The following is a 16,612-nucleotide window of genomic DNA, read 5'->3' on the forward strand; positions in this document are numbered from 1 at the left end:
TATGAAAAAAATACTTCGAAGGTATGAACCGGATTATGGCAGATCCAGAAAAAACCACAGACCACGAGATGAACGAAAAATGATCCTTCAAATGAATTCCTGCAAACCCCCCCGGATACTTGCGATACTTATTGTCCTTTGCCTGGTCCTTGCAGCCGTGGCAGTATCCGGCTGCACAACCTCCCCGTCGTCGCCCACTTCAAAACTGCCGGCAGCATCGCAAACACAAAAAGGTGCTACGCCGGTTTCTTCTGTCACCACCGGCCCGAACTATACAATTCCCGTGGAGCGGATCATTGTAACGAACGCGAATTCTGCTGAACTTCTTATCGCGATCGGTGCCAAAGACCGGATTGTCGGCGTTTCCGATACGGTGAAGAACCACCCGGTTCTCGGCATGCAGTTTACCGATGTGCCGAGCATCGGGTCCTGGCAGACCCCGGATATCGAGAAGATCTTATCCCTCCACCCGGATGTTGTTATCTGTTATTCGAGTTACCTGCCCAGGAACATCGACAAGATAACTGCCAGCGGTATCTCAATACTTCCGGTCGATGCCTACAAGATCGATACGATGGCTGCTGATACAAAAAAACTCGGCAAGATTACCGGCAGGGATAAAGAGGCAGCGAAATACATAACCTTCCTTGAAAAATATGAATCCCTCCTCCAGTCCCGCACGGTTGGGCTGCCGGAAGCGGAGATGCCCCGTGTATATTTCGAATCCTATTCCGACTATTCCACCCTGACCGGCGGGTCGGGGGCGGATACGCTCGTAACTATGGCCGGGGGAAGGAACATTGCCGCACTGCTGCCCGTCTCGTCGCCGAAAGTGAATGCCGAGTGGCTGGTTGCCGAAGATCCCGACATAATCATCAAGACAATAGCCTCATCCCGGACGGATCAGGATTTCAAAGGACTGCAATCGAAAATCCGGAACCGGTCGGGCATCGGGAATACCAGTGCAGTAAAAAACGGCCGCGTGTACATCATCTCGAACGATATCGTTTATGGTCCCAGGGCCATCATCGGGGCGATGTATCTCGCAAAAATCCTTCATCCGGAACAATTCAGCGATATCCGGCCGGAAAAGATGCTCGATGATTATGCAGGGGATTTTGCACCCGGAACAAATACCACGCAGTGCATGTATCCGCAAATTGTCGGATGATACACCATGACACGCACATCACATTCCGCCATGGATCGATCCTCCGGGCCAACTCCGGTTTTGGGACGTCATCACCGGTCCCTGCATGCCATACCTCCGGCAGCAGGTTTATTGTTGCTTGTTGTGGGATTGCTCGTGCTGGTTCCGGTGGTCCACGCCAATACGTATGAAGGGGGTATACCGCTCATGACCGAGAAGAAGGGGGTCGTATCCGGTGGCCTCTGGTTCGATGCCTACCCGGGCTTCGCCACATCAGCCGAGAAATATTTTGTTGTCCCGAAACACACAACGATAGACTGGGCCAGGGTCTATGTTGGCGTCTATGCCGGTCACAAGCAGAACAATTACCCGGGTATCGCCCATGTCTCTCTCGACCGGGAAGGGGATGGAGATTTTGAAACACCGCTCGGGGATGAAGAACTCAACGTGCCCTACAAGTATCCGGGAACCGGGGGATCCGGGCCGGTCCGGGTGAACGACCATTGCAACCGGGTTACCAGCGATTACCTTATGTGGTACGATGTCGGGGATAAACTGTCTGGCAAACCTGTTGCCGTAAAAGTAAAAACGGAAAAAACCGGCAGCTCTTCCTTCGATGGCCGCATAAAATTCATTGCGCTTGTCGTTGCTTACAATGACGATGACCAGGATCTCGTGTACTACTGGGTCAACCAGGGACATGACCCCCTCAACTCTGAAGATGATGACGGGTATTATGGCGAGACTACGTTTGGCACATCCACGATCATTACAGAGAACGAAGAAGAGGAGGATAATCTGGAGGCTACCTTATCCACGCTTTACATGGCAAGCGTTGACGGGAAATATTCGTTCAATGGAGAAGATTTATCGACTGAAACACCTGCCGGTGCATACTTTGGATCAAATACATGGGATGTCCGGGATCAGATCATCCTTGGCGATGACAGCACCCTCAAGTACGAAGAGTCCGGGACCTATTACAAAATTCCCTTATCTCTCCTCACGGTCCGTATCCCGGAGCGGGATGCCGGCACCCTTGAAGTGACATCCAATCCGCCGGGGGCAAAAATCACTCTTGACGGAGAAGAATCCGACCGGGTGACCAATGCAACCATCACCGGTATCAGCACCGGGGAACATTCAGTTGAGGTCGAGCTGTCCGGAAACGTGAGTTACCGGAAACCCGAAGAAGCCACGGTTGTTGTCAAACGTAATGACGTATCCAGCGTGCACTTCCGGATCCCACCGATTAACGGATCGATAAAGATCACTTCGGAACCAAAAGGGGCATGGGTTTATCTTGACGGAGTAAACCAGTCCGTCCGGACAGATACCACGCTTGAAAATACCCCGGCTGGCAACCATACCGTAGCCCTGGTAAAAGACGGGTTTGAAAACCGGGAGATCCCGGTCACGGTGGGAGCGGTGAATCCGGGAGTGGTTGAGGAGACACTTATTCCCGGTTTTTCAAATTCAACGGCACTTATCAGTAACACCTCGGTTTCCAGCGGGTACAGCGGCACTGCCCTGACCCTGTACCGGCATGAAACCATTACCGGGGGTCTTACCATTGCAGATTCCAGTGCCTATTCCGGTCTGCTGGAAAAAAATTCGCGTAAGATTTATCCCGTTAATGTGAATCTCCCGAAAAATGCCACCGTAAAGGATGCCCGGCTGTATGTGTACACGACCTGGTGTTACAATACCGCCGAGCTCAAAGGAAAGCCGGCATCGCTCAGGGTGGATTATAATGACAACCCTTTGATCCGGGATATCGGTTATCTCGATCGGAAAGGATTTGGCACGTATGATTACCCGGCCGAAACCCATTGCTATTCGCTCGATCCTGCAACCCTCCAGAGCGGCACTTCCCAGATTGCCGTTGTGAACACCGGCCAGAACAAGGACACGTTTGCCGTTTACGGTGTTGTAATGGTGATCGTGTATGAAGATCCCGCCGCCCCGCCCACGGAGTACTGGATTGGTGAGGGATCGGATATGATCTATATCCACCCGGAGATCTCTGCCGATGCAGCGAATGCAACGACCCGCATGGTGTTTTCAGGCCGGAATGGCTCCCTGGATTCCGTGCACGGGTCACTGATCGCGATAAGTACCGCGTCCTCGGGCAGTGCCGGTGACGAGAACCGGGTCACCTTCAATGACCAGGCATGGACCAATTCGTTGACCGGAGGATCGTCGGCCATAAGCCTGGCCCGGCTCGATGTATCCGGCGTGGTTCTTCCCGAGGGTAATACAGCAACAATTGAGAGCCTTACTGCCTCAAACAAAGGGGATTACATGGAAAACCGCAATATAATCCTGTATATCCGTAATGTCAGCCCGGAAGGTACAGGGGATTCACCGTCATCATTCTCCCAGGTAAAACGGGAGAAAAAAGATATTATCTCAACTCCGGTTATAGCAAACGAGACCACAACTGAACCGGCAGAATCCGGCCCGATTGAAGTGAACATCGATCCTTCGAAAAAGACCTATGCCGTCAGGGTTCTCTCAAACCCGCCCGGAGGACTCATCTCTGTTGATTACCGTTACAGCGGAAAGACGACTCCGGCCACCATCGAACCTCTTGCCGGCGGCAATCACACATTTTCTATAGACTTAGAGGAATTCAAAACCGCAGAACAGAAAGTATTCATCACCAATAACGAAACCCTGAAATTCTCCCTTGATGTGAGCGGGTCTTCAGTATTTGAGAAGATGAAGGTAAGTAACGGGTCCGAGAACCTCCTTGACCAGGAATATTATGGCGGGGTTTATGTCACATCGAACCCTGAGAACGCTGATATTTACATTGACGGGAAAAAGACCAGCTTTGTTACCCCGGCTATCGTGTACGGTCTCAATGACGGAAAACATGTGGTCAAGGTAATGAAAGGATCCAGTAAAGCAAAAGTTGCTTTTCCCGTAGAATCCAAGGAGGTTTACACCGATGACGGGACTATTACGCCAATATCTTTCTCGGTGAATGAAAACCCGTATCTCCTTAACATATCGGTCACTTCGGATGAATTTTCCGGGCGGGAATTTACCCTCAACGGCATGCGGACGAAATATAAAATTCCCGTAACGTTAAACCTGCAATATTCATCGGAAAATTTTGTCACGATAAAAAAGGATGATGCGTACCTTTCCGTTCCCCTCACTATTTATAATTCGATTGAGCAAACCCAGGAACTTCGATCGATAACCTCTACCTACCATGATCTCTCTGTAGCATCCGAGCCCTCCGGTGCAGGTATCTATGTTGACGGTTATTCTACCGGTTATTCAACGCCGTACCTGATCCGGAACCTGTCGGAAGGTCACCATGTAGTCTATGTCACCAAACCCGGATATGTTCCTCTGTCCAGTACCGTGTGGATGAACAATGAAGATCTTGTCCGCCGGTTTATCCTTGAAGAATATCTCTACGGGATGCTGAAGATTACGAGTATTCCCGAGGGCGGAAAAATTTACATCAACAACAAGGATACCGGTGAGAAAACCCCGTTCACGTTCCAGTACATGGAGGCAGGACATTATACGATCAAAGTAGTCCAGAACAAGACTCAGGCCATTGCACAGGATGTTTCCGTAGAGCCTTTCAACTGCAGGGAAGTAAATCTCACCCTTAAGAAAAAAGGGGTAAAATATGGCACACTGTGATTGCGAAAAACACAAGTCACTTTTTTTATATCCGGATACCCGCGTCACCTGGTCGTTTGCGAGGAACAATAGCAGTTGTGTGGGTGGATGTTACCACTCATGTCGGTTACTATTCTGTGCATCCATCGGAACGATAACAAAATGTCCTTTCCTATGTTGTAAATTAGTATTTTTTAAAAATTCATACAAAAAAGTAAAATTATTATACCTTTCCCCCCCCAATGGTGATTTGGTGAGATGTATCACTGCAGTCAGTAGGTCAGGAAGCCGGCAGCTTACTTTCTCAATGCATGTCCTCTAACAACAGAATCCATAACAACTCTTCCCTTAATTCTCTTTTTGATAATATAAACAAATCACACCTATTCATACAAAATAAAAAATTTTTATTACTGGCCCCGGCATAATTGTATGCGGGGTGATGATACCTGCTCTTCATCTGTCTGCCCGGAGACCCCGACTGTCTGGTGAAGCGTGCTTTCTGATCTCATCCCCCGGATGTACTGTAAAAACCTGAGTAGTGGAGTTGAAAACCGGATGGGTGAAACCAGGAAAAAACCAGAAGTCAGAACGCCAGAATCCAAAAAGGCAGAACCGAAGAAAGACAATCCAAAACAGACCTCATCATCCAGACCTGCAGCAAAACCTGCTGTAAAATCCAAAAAATAACTTTTTCAAAAATTTGTCCGGACCTCCGGACCGCACCCTTGTCAGAAATGCGAAACGGGAAGGTGCCCGGTGTTTATCCATCCCCCGATTCCGGTCGTTCAGGAACACTTCCTTCTTCATGGTTCCCGGTTTCCCCGCCCCAAATCGGCCTGTACGGGCCCGGTTTTCTATCATCCCCTTACGGAAAACCGCGTATCGGGCCCCGATTGGGCATGCTGTCAGGAATCGTCCAATATGGCCGTTTTTGCCAAATGCATTGCGGAAACGCTACCAGAGAAGGGCATCCACTGCCTCTGGAATCGCATCCGGAAATGTCCTTTCCGGTTACCCATACGGCCGGAGTCTGACGGAGCGCGATTGTGAGGCTCATTTTTCGGAGGGGTTTTGCCGGATAGTAATGCTGGTATTGATTGTGCGGAAGGGTAATTGCCACCGACTATATCCATCGTTTCTTAACCCGGGAATGCAATCCTTGTTTTTAACAAAAATCTGTTCCATATCCAGATTTCAATTTTTTTCTGAAATATTTCAGATCTGATAACCAAAGAACAACCTTTTTAACATTTCTGGTGCTACACAATTGTATAATTGTAATACTGACTTTTAGGTGACCCCATGCACATACCCGATGCATTCATTCCCATCTGGCAGGGCGCAATCTACTGGATTGTCGCCCTTGTCTTTATCGCCCTTGCACTGCGGTGGGCAAAGAACGAAATGAACGAAGAGAAACTTCCGCTTGTTGCGGTCCTTGCAGCAGCCGTCTTTGCCCTCCAGTCCTTCAATCTTCCCGTCTCAATGGGAACAAGCGGGCATCTCGTGGGCGGGGCCCTCGTGGCAATAGTTCTCGGCTCGCCGTTTGCAGCCGTCTTCATCTTAACGATGGTGCTCATCGTCCAGGGCGTCCTGTTCGGCGACGGCGGCATCACGACCATGGGTGCCAACATCCTCAACATGGGCGTGATCGGCGGCTTTGTCGGGTTCTACTCGTTCAAAGGAATCATGGGCATAACGAGAAGCATGCCCGTTTCGGCATTCATCGCGGCCTGGCTCGCCTGCCTGATCCCGGCGCTGGCCTGCGCAGTTGAGATGTATTTTGCCGGTACGTTCCCGCTCCGGGAAGGGCTTATTGCCATGGGACTCTACCATGCGATCATCGGCATCATCGAAGGTCTGGTCACGGTGGCTGCCATCTACCTGATCACCAGTGCCCGCCCGGACCTTGTGGATACGGGAGTAAAACCAGCAGACGCACCGGGGGCTGGTACATCATGATGGATAACAAGACCTTCCTTGCAGCCGGCATCATCATCGCCCTCCTCATCGGCGTTGTGGCGGTCTTCACGGCCTCGGGTGATCCGGATGGGCTCGAAAGCACCGCACTCGTTGTCCAGGGACAAAAAACCATAACCGGAGCAACCCCTCCCGATGCCGAGATCAAGGAAGACCTGAACGGCAAGTTCGCCTACTCCTCACCCATGCCGGACTACTCGCTTGGGGAACAGATGGGATCGGCCGGAGGACTGGTTGCTATTGTCGTGGGTACGATACTTGCATTCATTGTGGTGCTTGGAATCGCCTATGGTATCAAGAGATGTTCTGGCAAACCGGCAAAATAAAACCAATAGGACTTTACCTTTTTTCAGCCCAGTTCCTATACTCATGCACCTGATCGAGACCCGCGACCTCTGCTATGTTTATCCCGGGAAAGTCACGGCCTTAAACAACATCAATTTCATTGCCCCGCGAAATGCCCGCATTGCGGTCATCGGATCGAACGGTGCAGGAAAGAGCACGCTTTTCAAGCACTTCAACGGTATTTTCAAACCAACCTCCGGTTCTGTGCTTGTCCGTGGCGAACCGATAACCAAACAGAACATAAAGGAGATCCGGAAATTCGTGGGCATCGTCTTCCAGAATCCGGACGATCAGATCTTCTCCCCGACTGTTGAGCAGGACGTTGCCTTTGGCCCCACCAACCTCGGGCTTGATGCAGAAACCATCCACCACCGCGTGCATGAATCCCTGCGGGTCGTGGGAATCGAGCACCTGGCCGGCCGGGTGCCGCACCACTTAAGCGGGGGCGAGAAGAAACGGGTTGCCATTGCCGGCGTGATTGCGATGGAGCCGGAAGTCCTCGTGCTCGATGAACCGACCGCGGGGCTGGATCCCAAGGGGGTTGCCGATCTCAACCGGTTCATCAACACCCTCTCATCCCAGTACGGTATGACGGTCATCTTCTCCACCCATGATGTAGGTCTCGTTCCCGAAGTTGCCGATTACATTTATGTCATGGACAAAGGACGGATCGTTGCTTCGGGAACCGTTGAGGAGATCTTCGTGCAGCCGGACATGCTCAAATCCGTGCGGCTGGATGTGCCGGTCCTGCCCCGGCTCCTCCGCTCCCTCCAGGAGAACGGGGTCGAAGTATCGATGGCCTACACGTATAACGAAGCCGAAGATGCGCTTCTTAAAGCATTTGGCAAACGATCATGATTGAAGAGCTCTTCCAGATCGAGCGGGATGCTTACCGCGACAGCATCATCCACCGGCTCGATGCCCGGGTAAAGATCGCAATCGCATTTGCTGCAATCATTGCGCTCGTTGCCGTGCCCTACTCGACCATGATCTATACGGTGGGGGCAATTTTCTTTCTGTTTTTCATCATCCTGTGGGGCTGCTCCCGGCTCTCCCCGCTCACATATATCAGACGTGCTCTTACCATTGTCTCGCTCTGGGGAATCATCATCTTCTTCCAGATCTTTTTGAAGAACAAGTATTACACCGATTATCACGTTGTCATGAACCTTCCCTTCGGGATCTGCATCTACGCCGAGTCCATTGAGTTTGCGTTCATCCTGCTTGTCAAGTTCGTGGTATGCATCTCGTTCATTATCCTGTTGTCCTCGACAACAAAGATGCACGACATGCTCGAAGGGGGGGCACGGATGGGGCTGCCGGCCGAATTTGCGCTTGCCCTCGGCATGATGATCCGGTACCTGTTCGTTTTCGGGTACATGTTCCGTAAGATCAACGAGACATTAAAGACAAAATGCTTCGATGCATTCGACCGCCATCTTCCCTACCGCTACCGGCTCACGCAGCTCGGGTACACGATTGGAACGATGTTCATCCGCTCGTACGAACAGGGCGAGCGGGTGTACACGAGCATGCTCTGCCGGGGGTACGGGAGGGACAGTTTTCTCTTTGTTGCACGAAAACCGTTACGGAGAACTGAATGGACCTTCCTGTCGCTGTCCCTGGCGTTTATCATCATCGTACCCGTGGTAACCTGGATAACCTCGTTTACCCTTTTCTGATCGTGCCCCTGCACAAACCTTTTTTTGATCTCCCCCTAAAAACACGGTCATGACGTACCCGTTCGGTCATGGTTTTGTAACAAGCATTGTCCTGATTGCACGACATTTTGCCCTTCCTCCTGCCCAGGCCTGGCCCGGGGCCGGGGATCATGTTGCCGGCCTCACCGTTCCGGAGAAATTCCGGGGAACGGAGATTGAGGAGCTCACGACCCTGCTCCGGAAAAAAGTGATCTGGCACCAGCCGGGAACCATGGATGCCGAGGATGCCCGGGACGTGGTGATAACGCTCAACCGGCTGATCGTTGCCCTCGATAAGGACCTGGGCATTGCGGATGCCTGCATCGGGGACTTTTTCTGACCAGAATGGATACCCCGGTCTTTAAATTTAAATAGAGGAATGACGTGTAACCTTCTTGCCAGAAAATAACCGCGAGGACCGGAAAAATCCCGTGAGAAACGGAGGTGCGTATATCGTGAGGACATTTGAGCTGAGAAAATTCGTTGCCCCTGAATTTATCTTCGGGACCGGTGCCCGCAGCCTTGCCGGGCGGTACGCGAAAAATTACGGGGCAAAAAAGATCCTCCTGGTGACCGACCCGGGGGTGGAAAAGACCGGCATTGTTAAGGATGTTACGCAAAGCTTGGAAACCTCCGGCATTGCCCATGAGCGGTTCACGCATGTTGTACCGAACCCCCGGGCTGCAAATGTCATGGAGGGTGCCGGCGTATTCGAAACGGGCGGGTGCAGCGCCATTGTAGCTGTTGGCGGCGGCTCGGTCATTGACTGTGCAAAGGGCATTGGCATCGTCTCCTCAAACCACCGGGATATCGCCGAGTTCGAAGGAGTTGACCGGGTGAGTGTACCCTGTCCCCCGCTCATCTGCATCCCGACAACGGCCGGATCGAGTGCCGATGTCTCCCAGTTCGCCATCATCACGGACCCGGCGCGGAACGTCAAGATGGCGCTCGTGAGTAAAGCCCTGGTTCCCGATATTGCGCTCATCGATCCGGAGACCCTCCTTTCGAAGCCCCCGGCGCTCACCGCCCATACCGGCCTCGACGTGCTTACGCACGCCATCGAAGCCTATGTCTCCAACGCGAGTTCACCGGTCACGGATCTCCACGCCCTGGAAGCGATCCGGCTTATCACAACGTACCTTCCGGGTGCCGTTGCACATCCCGGGGAGATCGGGTACCGGGGCGAGACCATGCTTGCGAGCCTCCATGCGGGCCTTGCCTTCTCCAATGCGAGCCTCGGGGCCGTCCATGCCATGGCCCACGCGCTCGGCGGCTCGCTCGATCTCCCGCACGGGCTCTGCAATGCCCTCCTCCTCGATTCCGTTATCGCCTACAATTACCCGGCATCGCAGGAACGGTACGATACCATCAATGATCTCATGAAGGCCTGCATGGGACCGGATAAAACCGGGCAGGAATCGCAGAACCTTACCGCCCGCATCCAGGAGTTCAGAAAAACCCTTGGCATGTGCGAAACCCTGGGATCGATCGGGGTCCGGCGCGAGGATATCGGTAATCTTGCAAAAAATGCCCTCCGCGATGTCTGCATGGCCACCAACCCCCGGCGTCCCGCAGAGGAAGATATCGAGGCAATCTATGCAGCCGCCCTCTGACAACAGCCGTGACTGGGACGCGATGCGGGAACGCATCATCGGGATGGGCGAGAGCTCCATCCATAAAAGTTATTACCCGCTCCTCCAGCAGCGCCTCGCTGACCTGGAACGGTTCCGCTCCCTCATTGACGAGACAAACGATCTCATCCTCGTTATCCAGGCCGGGGATGCGCCCGCCGTGGACGCAAACCGTGCCTGCAGCAACCTCCTTGGCTATCCCATGGACACGATCCGCACCATGCCGGTCGAGGCGCTGGTTGCTTTCGGAGAGCGGGACCGGTTCTGGTCCCTCATCAGCAGCGCCGCTGCATCCCGAACCCAGGAGAAGACCGAGCTCAATCTCATCTCCGCGGACGGACAGCAGTATCCCGTGGAACTCTCGATCCGGTTTGTTACGTTCGATGAGAACGACTATGGTGTGATCATTGCACACGATATCCGCGACCGGAAGATGTACGAAAGGGCTCTTCTCCGGGCCCAGAAGAAACTCAACCTGATCAACTTCTTCACCCGGAACGAGATCCAGAGCCAGGTCTTCATTGTCCGGGCATACCTGGATGTGCTCAAACAGATAGCAAAACACCCTGAAGAAGCAACGATCCTTGGAAAACTCAGTTCAACGATCACCGAGATCCAGCGCCATATCTCCTTTGCCGAAAATTACCGGGATGTGGGTGCACAGGAGCCGCTCTGGCAGAACTTCAGCGAAGTGGTCCTGTTAGCCCTCTCCCACCTCCCGCCGGTTACCCACTCCAGGGCGCCTGACTTAAAAAAGTACGAGATTCTCTCAGATACGCTACTTGAAAAAGGGCTGGTGCACCTCATAGAGTATCTCTACCTCCATGGCAGCATCACAGCGGAGATCACGATCACCCACAGCGCTTCCGCTGAAGGCCTGCTCCTCACGCTCGAAAAAGAGGGCACGGGCATTCCCGAAAGCGAGAAAGAGAACGTGTTCTCCTGGGAGAATTCCATTGACAAGACCCACAGTCTCTTTTTTATCCGGGAAGTTTTGGATATCACCGCCATTTCCATCCGTGAGGCCGGTGATCCGGGGCACCTCCGCTTCGAGATCCTGGCTCCTGCCGGAACGTTCCGGACTGCTACGGAAAGAGAGTCTCCGGGCTGATTTTTTCTTCAGCTTCTTTCCGCCTGAAAAACAGCTGGGATTACCCTTAATATCTGTGCAACCCAATATGTATTGTGATAACCACAGGGTATTATACCTGTATTTTTTTTAGGAGTTGTTTTCCTTGACTGAGACGTACGATGCATCGCATATCACCGTACTGGAAGGCCTCACTCCAGTCCGCGAGCGCCCGGCAATGTATATCGGGAGCACTGACACACGGGGGTTACACCACCTTGTGTATGAAGTCGTGGACAATTCCATAGATGAGGCACTCGCTGGTTTCTGTTCCCGGATCGCTGTCGTCATCAACCGTGACGGCTCCATCTCCGTTGTGGACAACGGGCGTGGTATTCCGGTGGACACGATGGAGAAGACCGGCAAGAGCGCCCTTGAAGTGGTGCTGACCGTCCTCCATGCCGGTGGAAAATTCGACAAGGCAACCTACCAGGTATCCGGGGGTCTCCACGGGGTTGGTGTCTCGGTTGTCAATGCCCTCTCCAACTGGCTCTCCGCAACGGTCTACCGCGACGGCCGGATCTACGAGATGCGGTTTTCCCAGGGAAAGATGACTTCCTCGCTTATGCAGCGTGAGGAAACGTTATCTGAGCTGCTCGTCCGGTACCAGCAGTGGTACGGCGAGCCGGCCCCGTTCACCCCCACGGAGGTCCCTCTCCCGGCAACGGCCGGGGGCCAGCAGGACCTCTCCGCAGCACCGGTCATCGATCCGGTCGAGACCGCCCGCGAGAATCGGGCCCTGTTCCTCTCGCAGTTTGGCGTGAAGATAACCGGTACCCGGATCCATTTTGTCCCGGATGCAACCATCTTCGAGACCACAACCTTCGACTACGATGTCCTTGCCCACCGGCTGCGGGAACTGGCCTTTCTGAATGCCGGCCTCACGATCATCCTCTCCGATGAGCGGACCAGCGACACGGCTACCTACTGTTACGCGGGCGGGCTCACCGAGTTCGTCAAGTATCTTAACGAAGGTGCCGAATGTCTCCACCCGACGCCAATCGATATCTCAAGAAAAGACCCGGAGAACAAGCTCGAACTCGAGATCGCCATGCAGTACACCACCGCGTACGATGAGAAGATCTACTCGTACGTGAACTCGGTCAATACCACTGAGGGCGGGACCCATCTCGAAGGATTCCGCAGCGCCGTCACCCGCACGATCAATACGGTAGCAAAGAGAAACGGCCTGGTCAAGGAGAACGCCACCCTCCAGCTTCGCGGCGAGGATGTGAGGGAAGGCTTGACCTCGGTTGTCTCGGTCAAGATGGCCAATCCCCAGTTCGAAGGCCAGACCAAGCGGAGGCTCGGGAACAGCAACGTCAAGGGTTTTGTCGATTCGCTTGTCTATTCGGCGCTGAGCGAATATTTCGATGAGAACCCGGCCGTCCTCAAGATCATTATCGAAAAAGCGCTCTCTGCGGCAAAAGCCCGGGAAGCTGCACGGAACGCCCGCGACCTTGCACGGCGCAAGAGTACCTTCGAGAGTGCAGGCCTTCCAGGAAAACTGGCCGACTGCTCGGAACGCGACCCGGCAAAGTCCGAGATCTATATTGTTGAAGGAGATTCTGCCGGTGGTTCGGCAAAAGGTGGCCGGGACCGGAAGTTCCAGGCCATCCTTCCCCTCCGGGGGAAAATCCTCAACGTGGAGAAGGCCGGCGAACACCAGATCTTAAAGAACGCCGAGATCCAGACCCTGATTTCCGCCATCGGGACCGGCATCGGCGAGAAGTTCGATACCGAGCGGGCCCGCTACCACCACATCGTGATCATGACCGATGCCGATGTGGACGGGGCGCATATCCGGACCCTGCTCCTCACGTTCTTTTACCGGTACATGCTCAAGCTCATCGAGGCCGGTTACGTGTATATCGCCCAGCCGCCTCTCTTCCGGATCTCGAAAGGAAGGGAAGAGGTGTACGTGTACAAGGAAGAGGAGATGCAGAAAGTCTCGGCCTCCATGGGCGAGAAAGGAGTCTCTGTCCAGCGGTACAAGGGTCTTGGTGAGATGAATGCCCAGCAGCTCTGGGACACGACCATGGACCCCGAGAACCGGATCTTCCGGCAGGTCACGATCGAGGACGCGATGGGAGCGAACGAGATCTTCAAGACCCTGATGGGTAAAGACGTGGAGATCCGGAAAAATTTCATCACCCGCCATGCAAAGGAGGTGACCAACCTTGACATCTGAGAAAGATCTGCCACCGGCATCGGGGCCGCTCACCCACAGGATCGAGCCGGTCAGCATCGAGCAGGAGATGAAGACCTCCTACATCAACTACGCGATGAGCGTCATCATCGGCCGGGCCATTCCCGATGTCCGCGACGGGCTCAAACCCGTCCACCGCCGGTCGCTCTTTGCCATGTGGGAGATGGGAAACACCTCCGACAAGCCCACCAAGAAGAGTGCGAGGGTTGTCGGTGAAGTGATGGGTAAGTTCCACCCGCACGGCGATTCGTCCATCTACGACACGATCGTCAAGATGGCCCAGCCCTTCTCGTACCGGCACATGCTCGTGCAGGGGCAGGGGAACTTCGGATCGGTCGACGGCGACTCTGCGGCAGCAAGCAGGTACACCGAAGTCCGGCTCTTCCCCTATGCAGAAGCTCTCCTTGAGGACATTGAAAAGGATACGGTCAAGCTCCTCCCGAACTACGATGAGTCGCTCGAAGAGCCCTCGGTCCTCCCGGCAAAAATCCCCAACCTTCTCGTGAACGGTACTGACGGTATTGCCGTTGGTATGGCAACCAAGATGCCGCCGCACAACTTACGGGAAGTCTGCGCAGCGGTGGATGCATACCTTACGAACCCGGAGATCCCGGTCGACGATCTGCTCCGCATCATGCCGGGCCCCGATTTCCCCACGGGCGGGGTTCTCATGGGCGTAGAGGGCGTCAGGAACATTTACGCCACCGGCCAGGGACGGGTCATTGTCCGCGGTGTTGCCAATATCGAGGAGTCTGAAGGCGGCAACCGGGGCGACCGGATCATTGTCACCGAACTTCCGTACCAGGTCAACAAGGCCCAGTGGATCACCATCATTGCAGAGATGGTCAAGGACAAGAAGATTGACGGTATCACGGACCTCCGCGATGAATCGGACAAGGACGGGATACGGGTTGTCTTCGAGCTCCGCAAGGGAACCATGGCGGCAGTCATCCTCAACAACCTGTACAAGAACACGGCGCTTGAGTCCAGTTTCTGGGCATCCAATCTTGCCATTGTTGACGGCCAGCCCAAGATCCTCAACCTTCACGGGCTCCTTGGGAATTTCGTCCACCACCGCATCGAAGTGATCCGGCGCCGGTCAGAGTTCGACTTGAAGAAGGCAGAGGACAAGGTCCATATCCTCAACGGGCTCCTGGTTGCTCTCTCGAAGATCGACCAGATCATTGCAGCGATAAGGGGATCCGATACCGTTGACAATGCAAGGAATGCCCTGATTGTCGGGTTCGGGCTTGACGAGCCCCAGGCAAATGCGATCCTCCAGATGCAGCTCCGTCGTCTCGCGGCACTGGAACAGCAGAAGATTATTGATGAGAAGGCAGGGCTCGTTGCCGAGATTACCCGGCTTGAGACCATCCTGTCGAGCGAGGCCAACATCAAGGACGAGATCCGCCGCGAGACGCGCGAGATCTCGACAAAGTTCGGGGATGCACGCAGGACACAGATCGCCCTTGATACGAGCGACCTCTCCAACGAGGATCTCATCGAGGACAAGACGGTTCTTGTCTCCATCACCACGGCAAACTACATCAAGCGCATCGACATCGACACCTACCGCCAGCAGAAGCGGGGAGGTCACGGTATAACCGGTATGACCACGAAGGACGAGGACTTCGTTGATTCGGTCTTTGTGGCCGGCATAAAGGATTACCTCCTCTGTTTCACGAACCTTGGCCGGATTTACTGGCTCAAGGTCTACCAGATCCCCGAGAGTTCAAGGATTGCAAAAGGAAAACCGATCGTCAACCTCCTCAACCTCAAGGACGAAGTGGTGACAACCGTTCTCCCGGTCCGCGAGTTCCGCGAGGACAAGAACCTCCTGTTCGCCACGAAATTAGGCCAGGCCATCAAGATCAAGCTCAACGAGTTCCGCTACCCACGGTCCACCGGTACCAACGCCATCCGGCTTCGGGAGAACGACTCGCTTGTCGATGTCATCCTGACAAACGGCAACAACGAGCTCATCCTCACCACCCGGTTCGGCCAGAGCCTCCGGTTCCACGAGGAGACCGTCCGGACGGTTGGCCGGAATGCCATCGGGGTCCGGGGCATGAAGCTCAAGGGCGAGGACACGATCGTGGCAGTCACGCTCCTTGAGAAGGACCACCTCCTCACCATCTCCGATGTCGGGTATGGCAAGCGGAGCGAGTTCGACGAGTTCCGGGGTCACGGCCGGGGAACCATGGGCGTTCGCAACATGCAGCTGGAACGCGATGCCGTGATCATCGAGTCGCGGGCCGTATCCGATACCGACGAGATCGTTGCGATGACCGCGTCAGGTGTTGTCATCCGCATGTCGGTAGGCGATTTCCGGATCATCGGTCGCGGGACCAAGGGAGTCCGGGTCATGCGTCTCGATGACAAGGATAAGGTTGTCGGCATTGCGTTTGTCCCGGCGGATCCGGAGGCCGTGATCGAAGCGGGACCGGATGCCGGAACACAACCGGAATCTGCGGCTCTTCCCCCCGCACCGGATAATTCCTTGGAATAATTCTTTTTTGGGTAATGTGCCAATCCAGCACCTAACATCTATCTTTTACAATAGTCCGCCCCCCCTTTGCGCCAGCCCTGCCCCCATTGGGGGCGGGGGCGCATGCGATTCCCCGGTAGTACCAAAAATCCCGATTCAGGTAATACAGCACTATCGCAACCGGGGCGCCATAGCGGCGGGGTGAAGCCCCTGGCGCGTCAGAATTTCCGCTCCAAAACGAATTTACTTTTTTGGATTAAATTTTAGGCAGGTTTTTTTTACCTTTTTTCACTCCGTAAACCCTTCCTGGATTCAGAGACTGGAAT

General features: G+C 54.1%; 12 protein-coding genes. All 12 read left to right on the plus strand.

Translation table 11 applies throughout. The features are described from left to right. Positions 1-91 precede the first annotated feature (91 nt). The 12 genes from WC598_RS03330 (at position 92) to gyrA (ending at position 16,307) form a co-directional block, all read left to right on the plus strand. A complete protein-coding gene (locus WC598_RS03330) occupies positions 92-1,171 on the plus strand; it encodes an ABC transporter substrate-binding protein (RefSeq protein ID WP_372960048.1) in 1,080 nt (359 codons plus the stop codon). A 6-nt stretch (positions 1,172-1,177) separates the two neighbouring features. Then, the gene (locus tag WC598_RS03335) at positions 1,178-4,822 is read left to right on the plus strand and encodes a DUF3344 domain-containing protein (RefSeq protein WP_372960049.1); all 3,645 of its coding nucleotides are present in this window, start codon (positions 1,178-1,180) and stop codon (positions 4,820-4,822) included. A gap of 474 nt (positions 4,823-5,296) precedes the next feature. Beyond that, complete coding sequence (locus WC598_RS03340) at positions 5,297-5,491, plus strand: hypothetical protein (protein WP_372960050.1); 195 nt, start codon at positions 5,297-5,299, stop codon at positions 5,489-5,491. Between the two features lie 615 nt (positions 5,492-6,106). After that, on the plus strand, positions 6,107-6,766 hold the full coding sequence (gene cbiM / locus WC598_RS03345; protein ID WP_372960051.1) for a cobalt transporter CbiM: 660 nt from the start codon (positions 6,107-6,109) through the stop codon (positions 6,764-6,766). Next, on the plus strand, positions 6,763-7,110 hold the full coding sequence (locus WC598_RS03350) for a PDGLE domain-containing protein (RefSeq protein ID WP_372960052.1): 348 nt from the start codon (positions 6,763-6,765) through the stop codon (positions 7,108-7,110). Before cbiM ends, WC598_RS03350 begins: the two co-directional genes overlap by 4 nt. A 43-nt stretch (positions 7,111-7,153) precedes the next feature. After that, positions 7,154-7,987 (plus strand): ATP-binding cassette domain-containing protein, encoded by an 834-nt coding sequence (locus tag WC598_RS03355; RefSeq protein ID WP_372960053.1) that lies wholly within the window; start codon positions 7,154-7,156, stop codon positions 7,985-7,987. Next, positions 7,984-8,811: an energy-coupling factor transporter transmembrane protein EcfT gene (locus tag WC598_RS03360; protein ID WP_372960054.1), complete on the plus strand. Its 828-nt coding sequence runs from the start codon at positions 7,984-7,986 to the stop codon at positions 8,809-8,811. The genes WC598_RS03355 and WC598_RS03360 overlap by 4 nt, the downstream gene beginning before the upstream one ends. A gap of 49 nt (positions 8,812-8,860) precedes the next feature. Beyond that, positions 8,861-9,169: a hypothetical protein gene (locus WC598_RS03365; RefSeq protein WP_372960055.1), complete on the plus strand. Its 309-nt coding sequence runs from the start codon at positions 8,861-8,863 to the stop codon at positions 9,167-9,169. A gap of 55 nt (positions 9,170-9,224) precedes the next feature. Further along, on the plus strand, positions 9,225-10,442 hold the full coding sequence (gene ercA / locus WC598_RS03370) for an alcohol dehydrogenase-like regulatory protein ErcA (RefSeq protein WP_372960056.1): 1,218 nt from the start codon (positions 9,225-9,227) through the stop codon (positions 10,440-10,442). Further along, complete coding sequence (locus WC598_RS03375) at positions 10,426-11,571, plus strand: PAS domain S-box protein (protein WP_372960057.1); 1,146 nt, start codon at positions 10,426-10,428, stop codon at positions 11,569-11,571. The genes ercA and WC598_RS03375 overlap by 17 nt, the downstream gene beginning before the upstream one ends. Positions 11,572-11,695: 124 nt before the next feature. Further along, positions 11,696-13,780 (plus strand): DNA topoisomerase subunit B, encoded by a 2,085-nt coding sequence (locus WC598_RS03380; RefSeq protein WP_372960058.1) that lies wholly within the window; start codon positions 11,696-11,698, stop codon positions 13,778-13,780. Then, positions 13,770-16,307, plus strand: coding sequence for a DNA gyrase subunit A (gene gyrA / locus WC598_RS03385; RefSeq protein ID WP_372960059.1), 2,538 nt, complete (start codon positions 13,770-13,772; stop codon positions 16,305-16,307). Before WC598_RS03380 ends, gyrA begins: the two co-directional genes overlap by 11 nt. The last annotated feature ends 305 nt before the right edge of the window (positions 16,308-16,612 follow it).

This window comes from Methanoregula sp. (genome assembly GCF_041645475.1).
Lineage (GTDB): Archaea > Halobacteriota > Methanomicrobia > Methanomicrobiales > Methanospirillaceae > Methanoregula.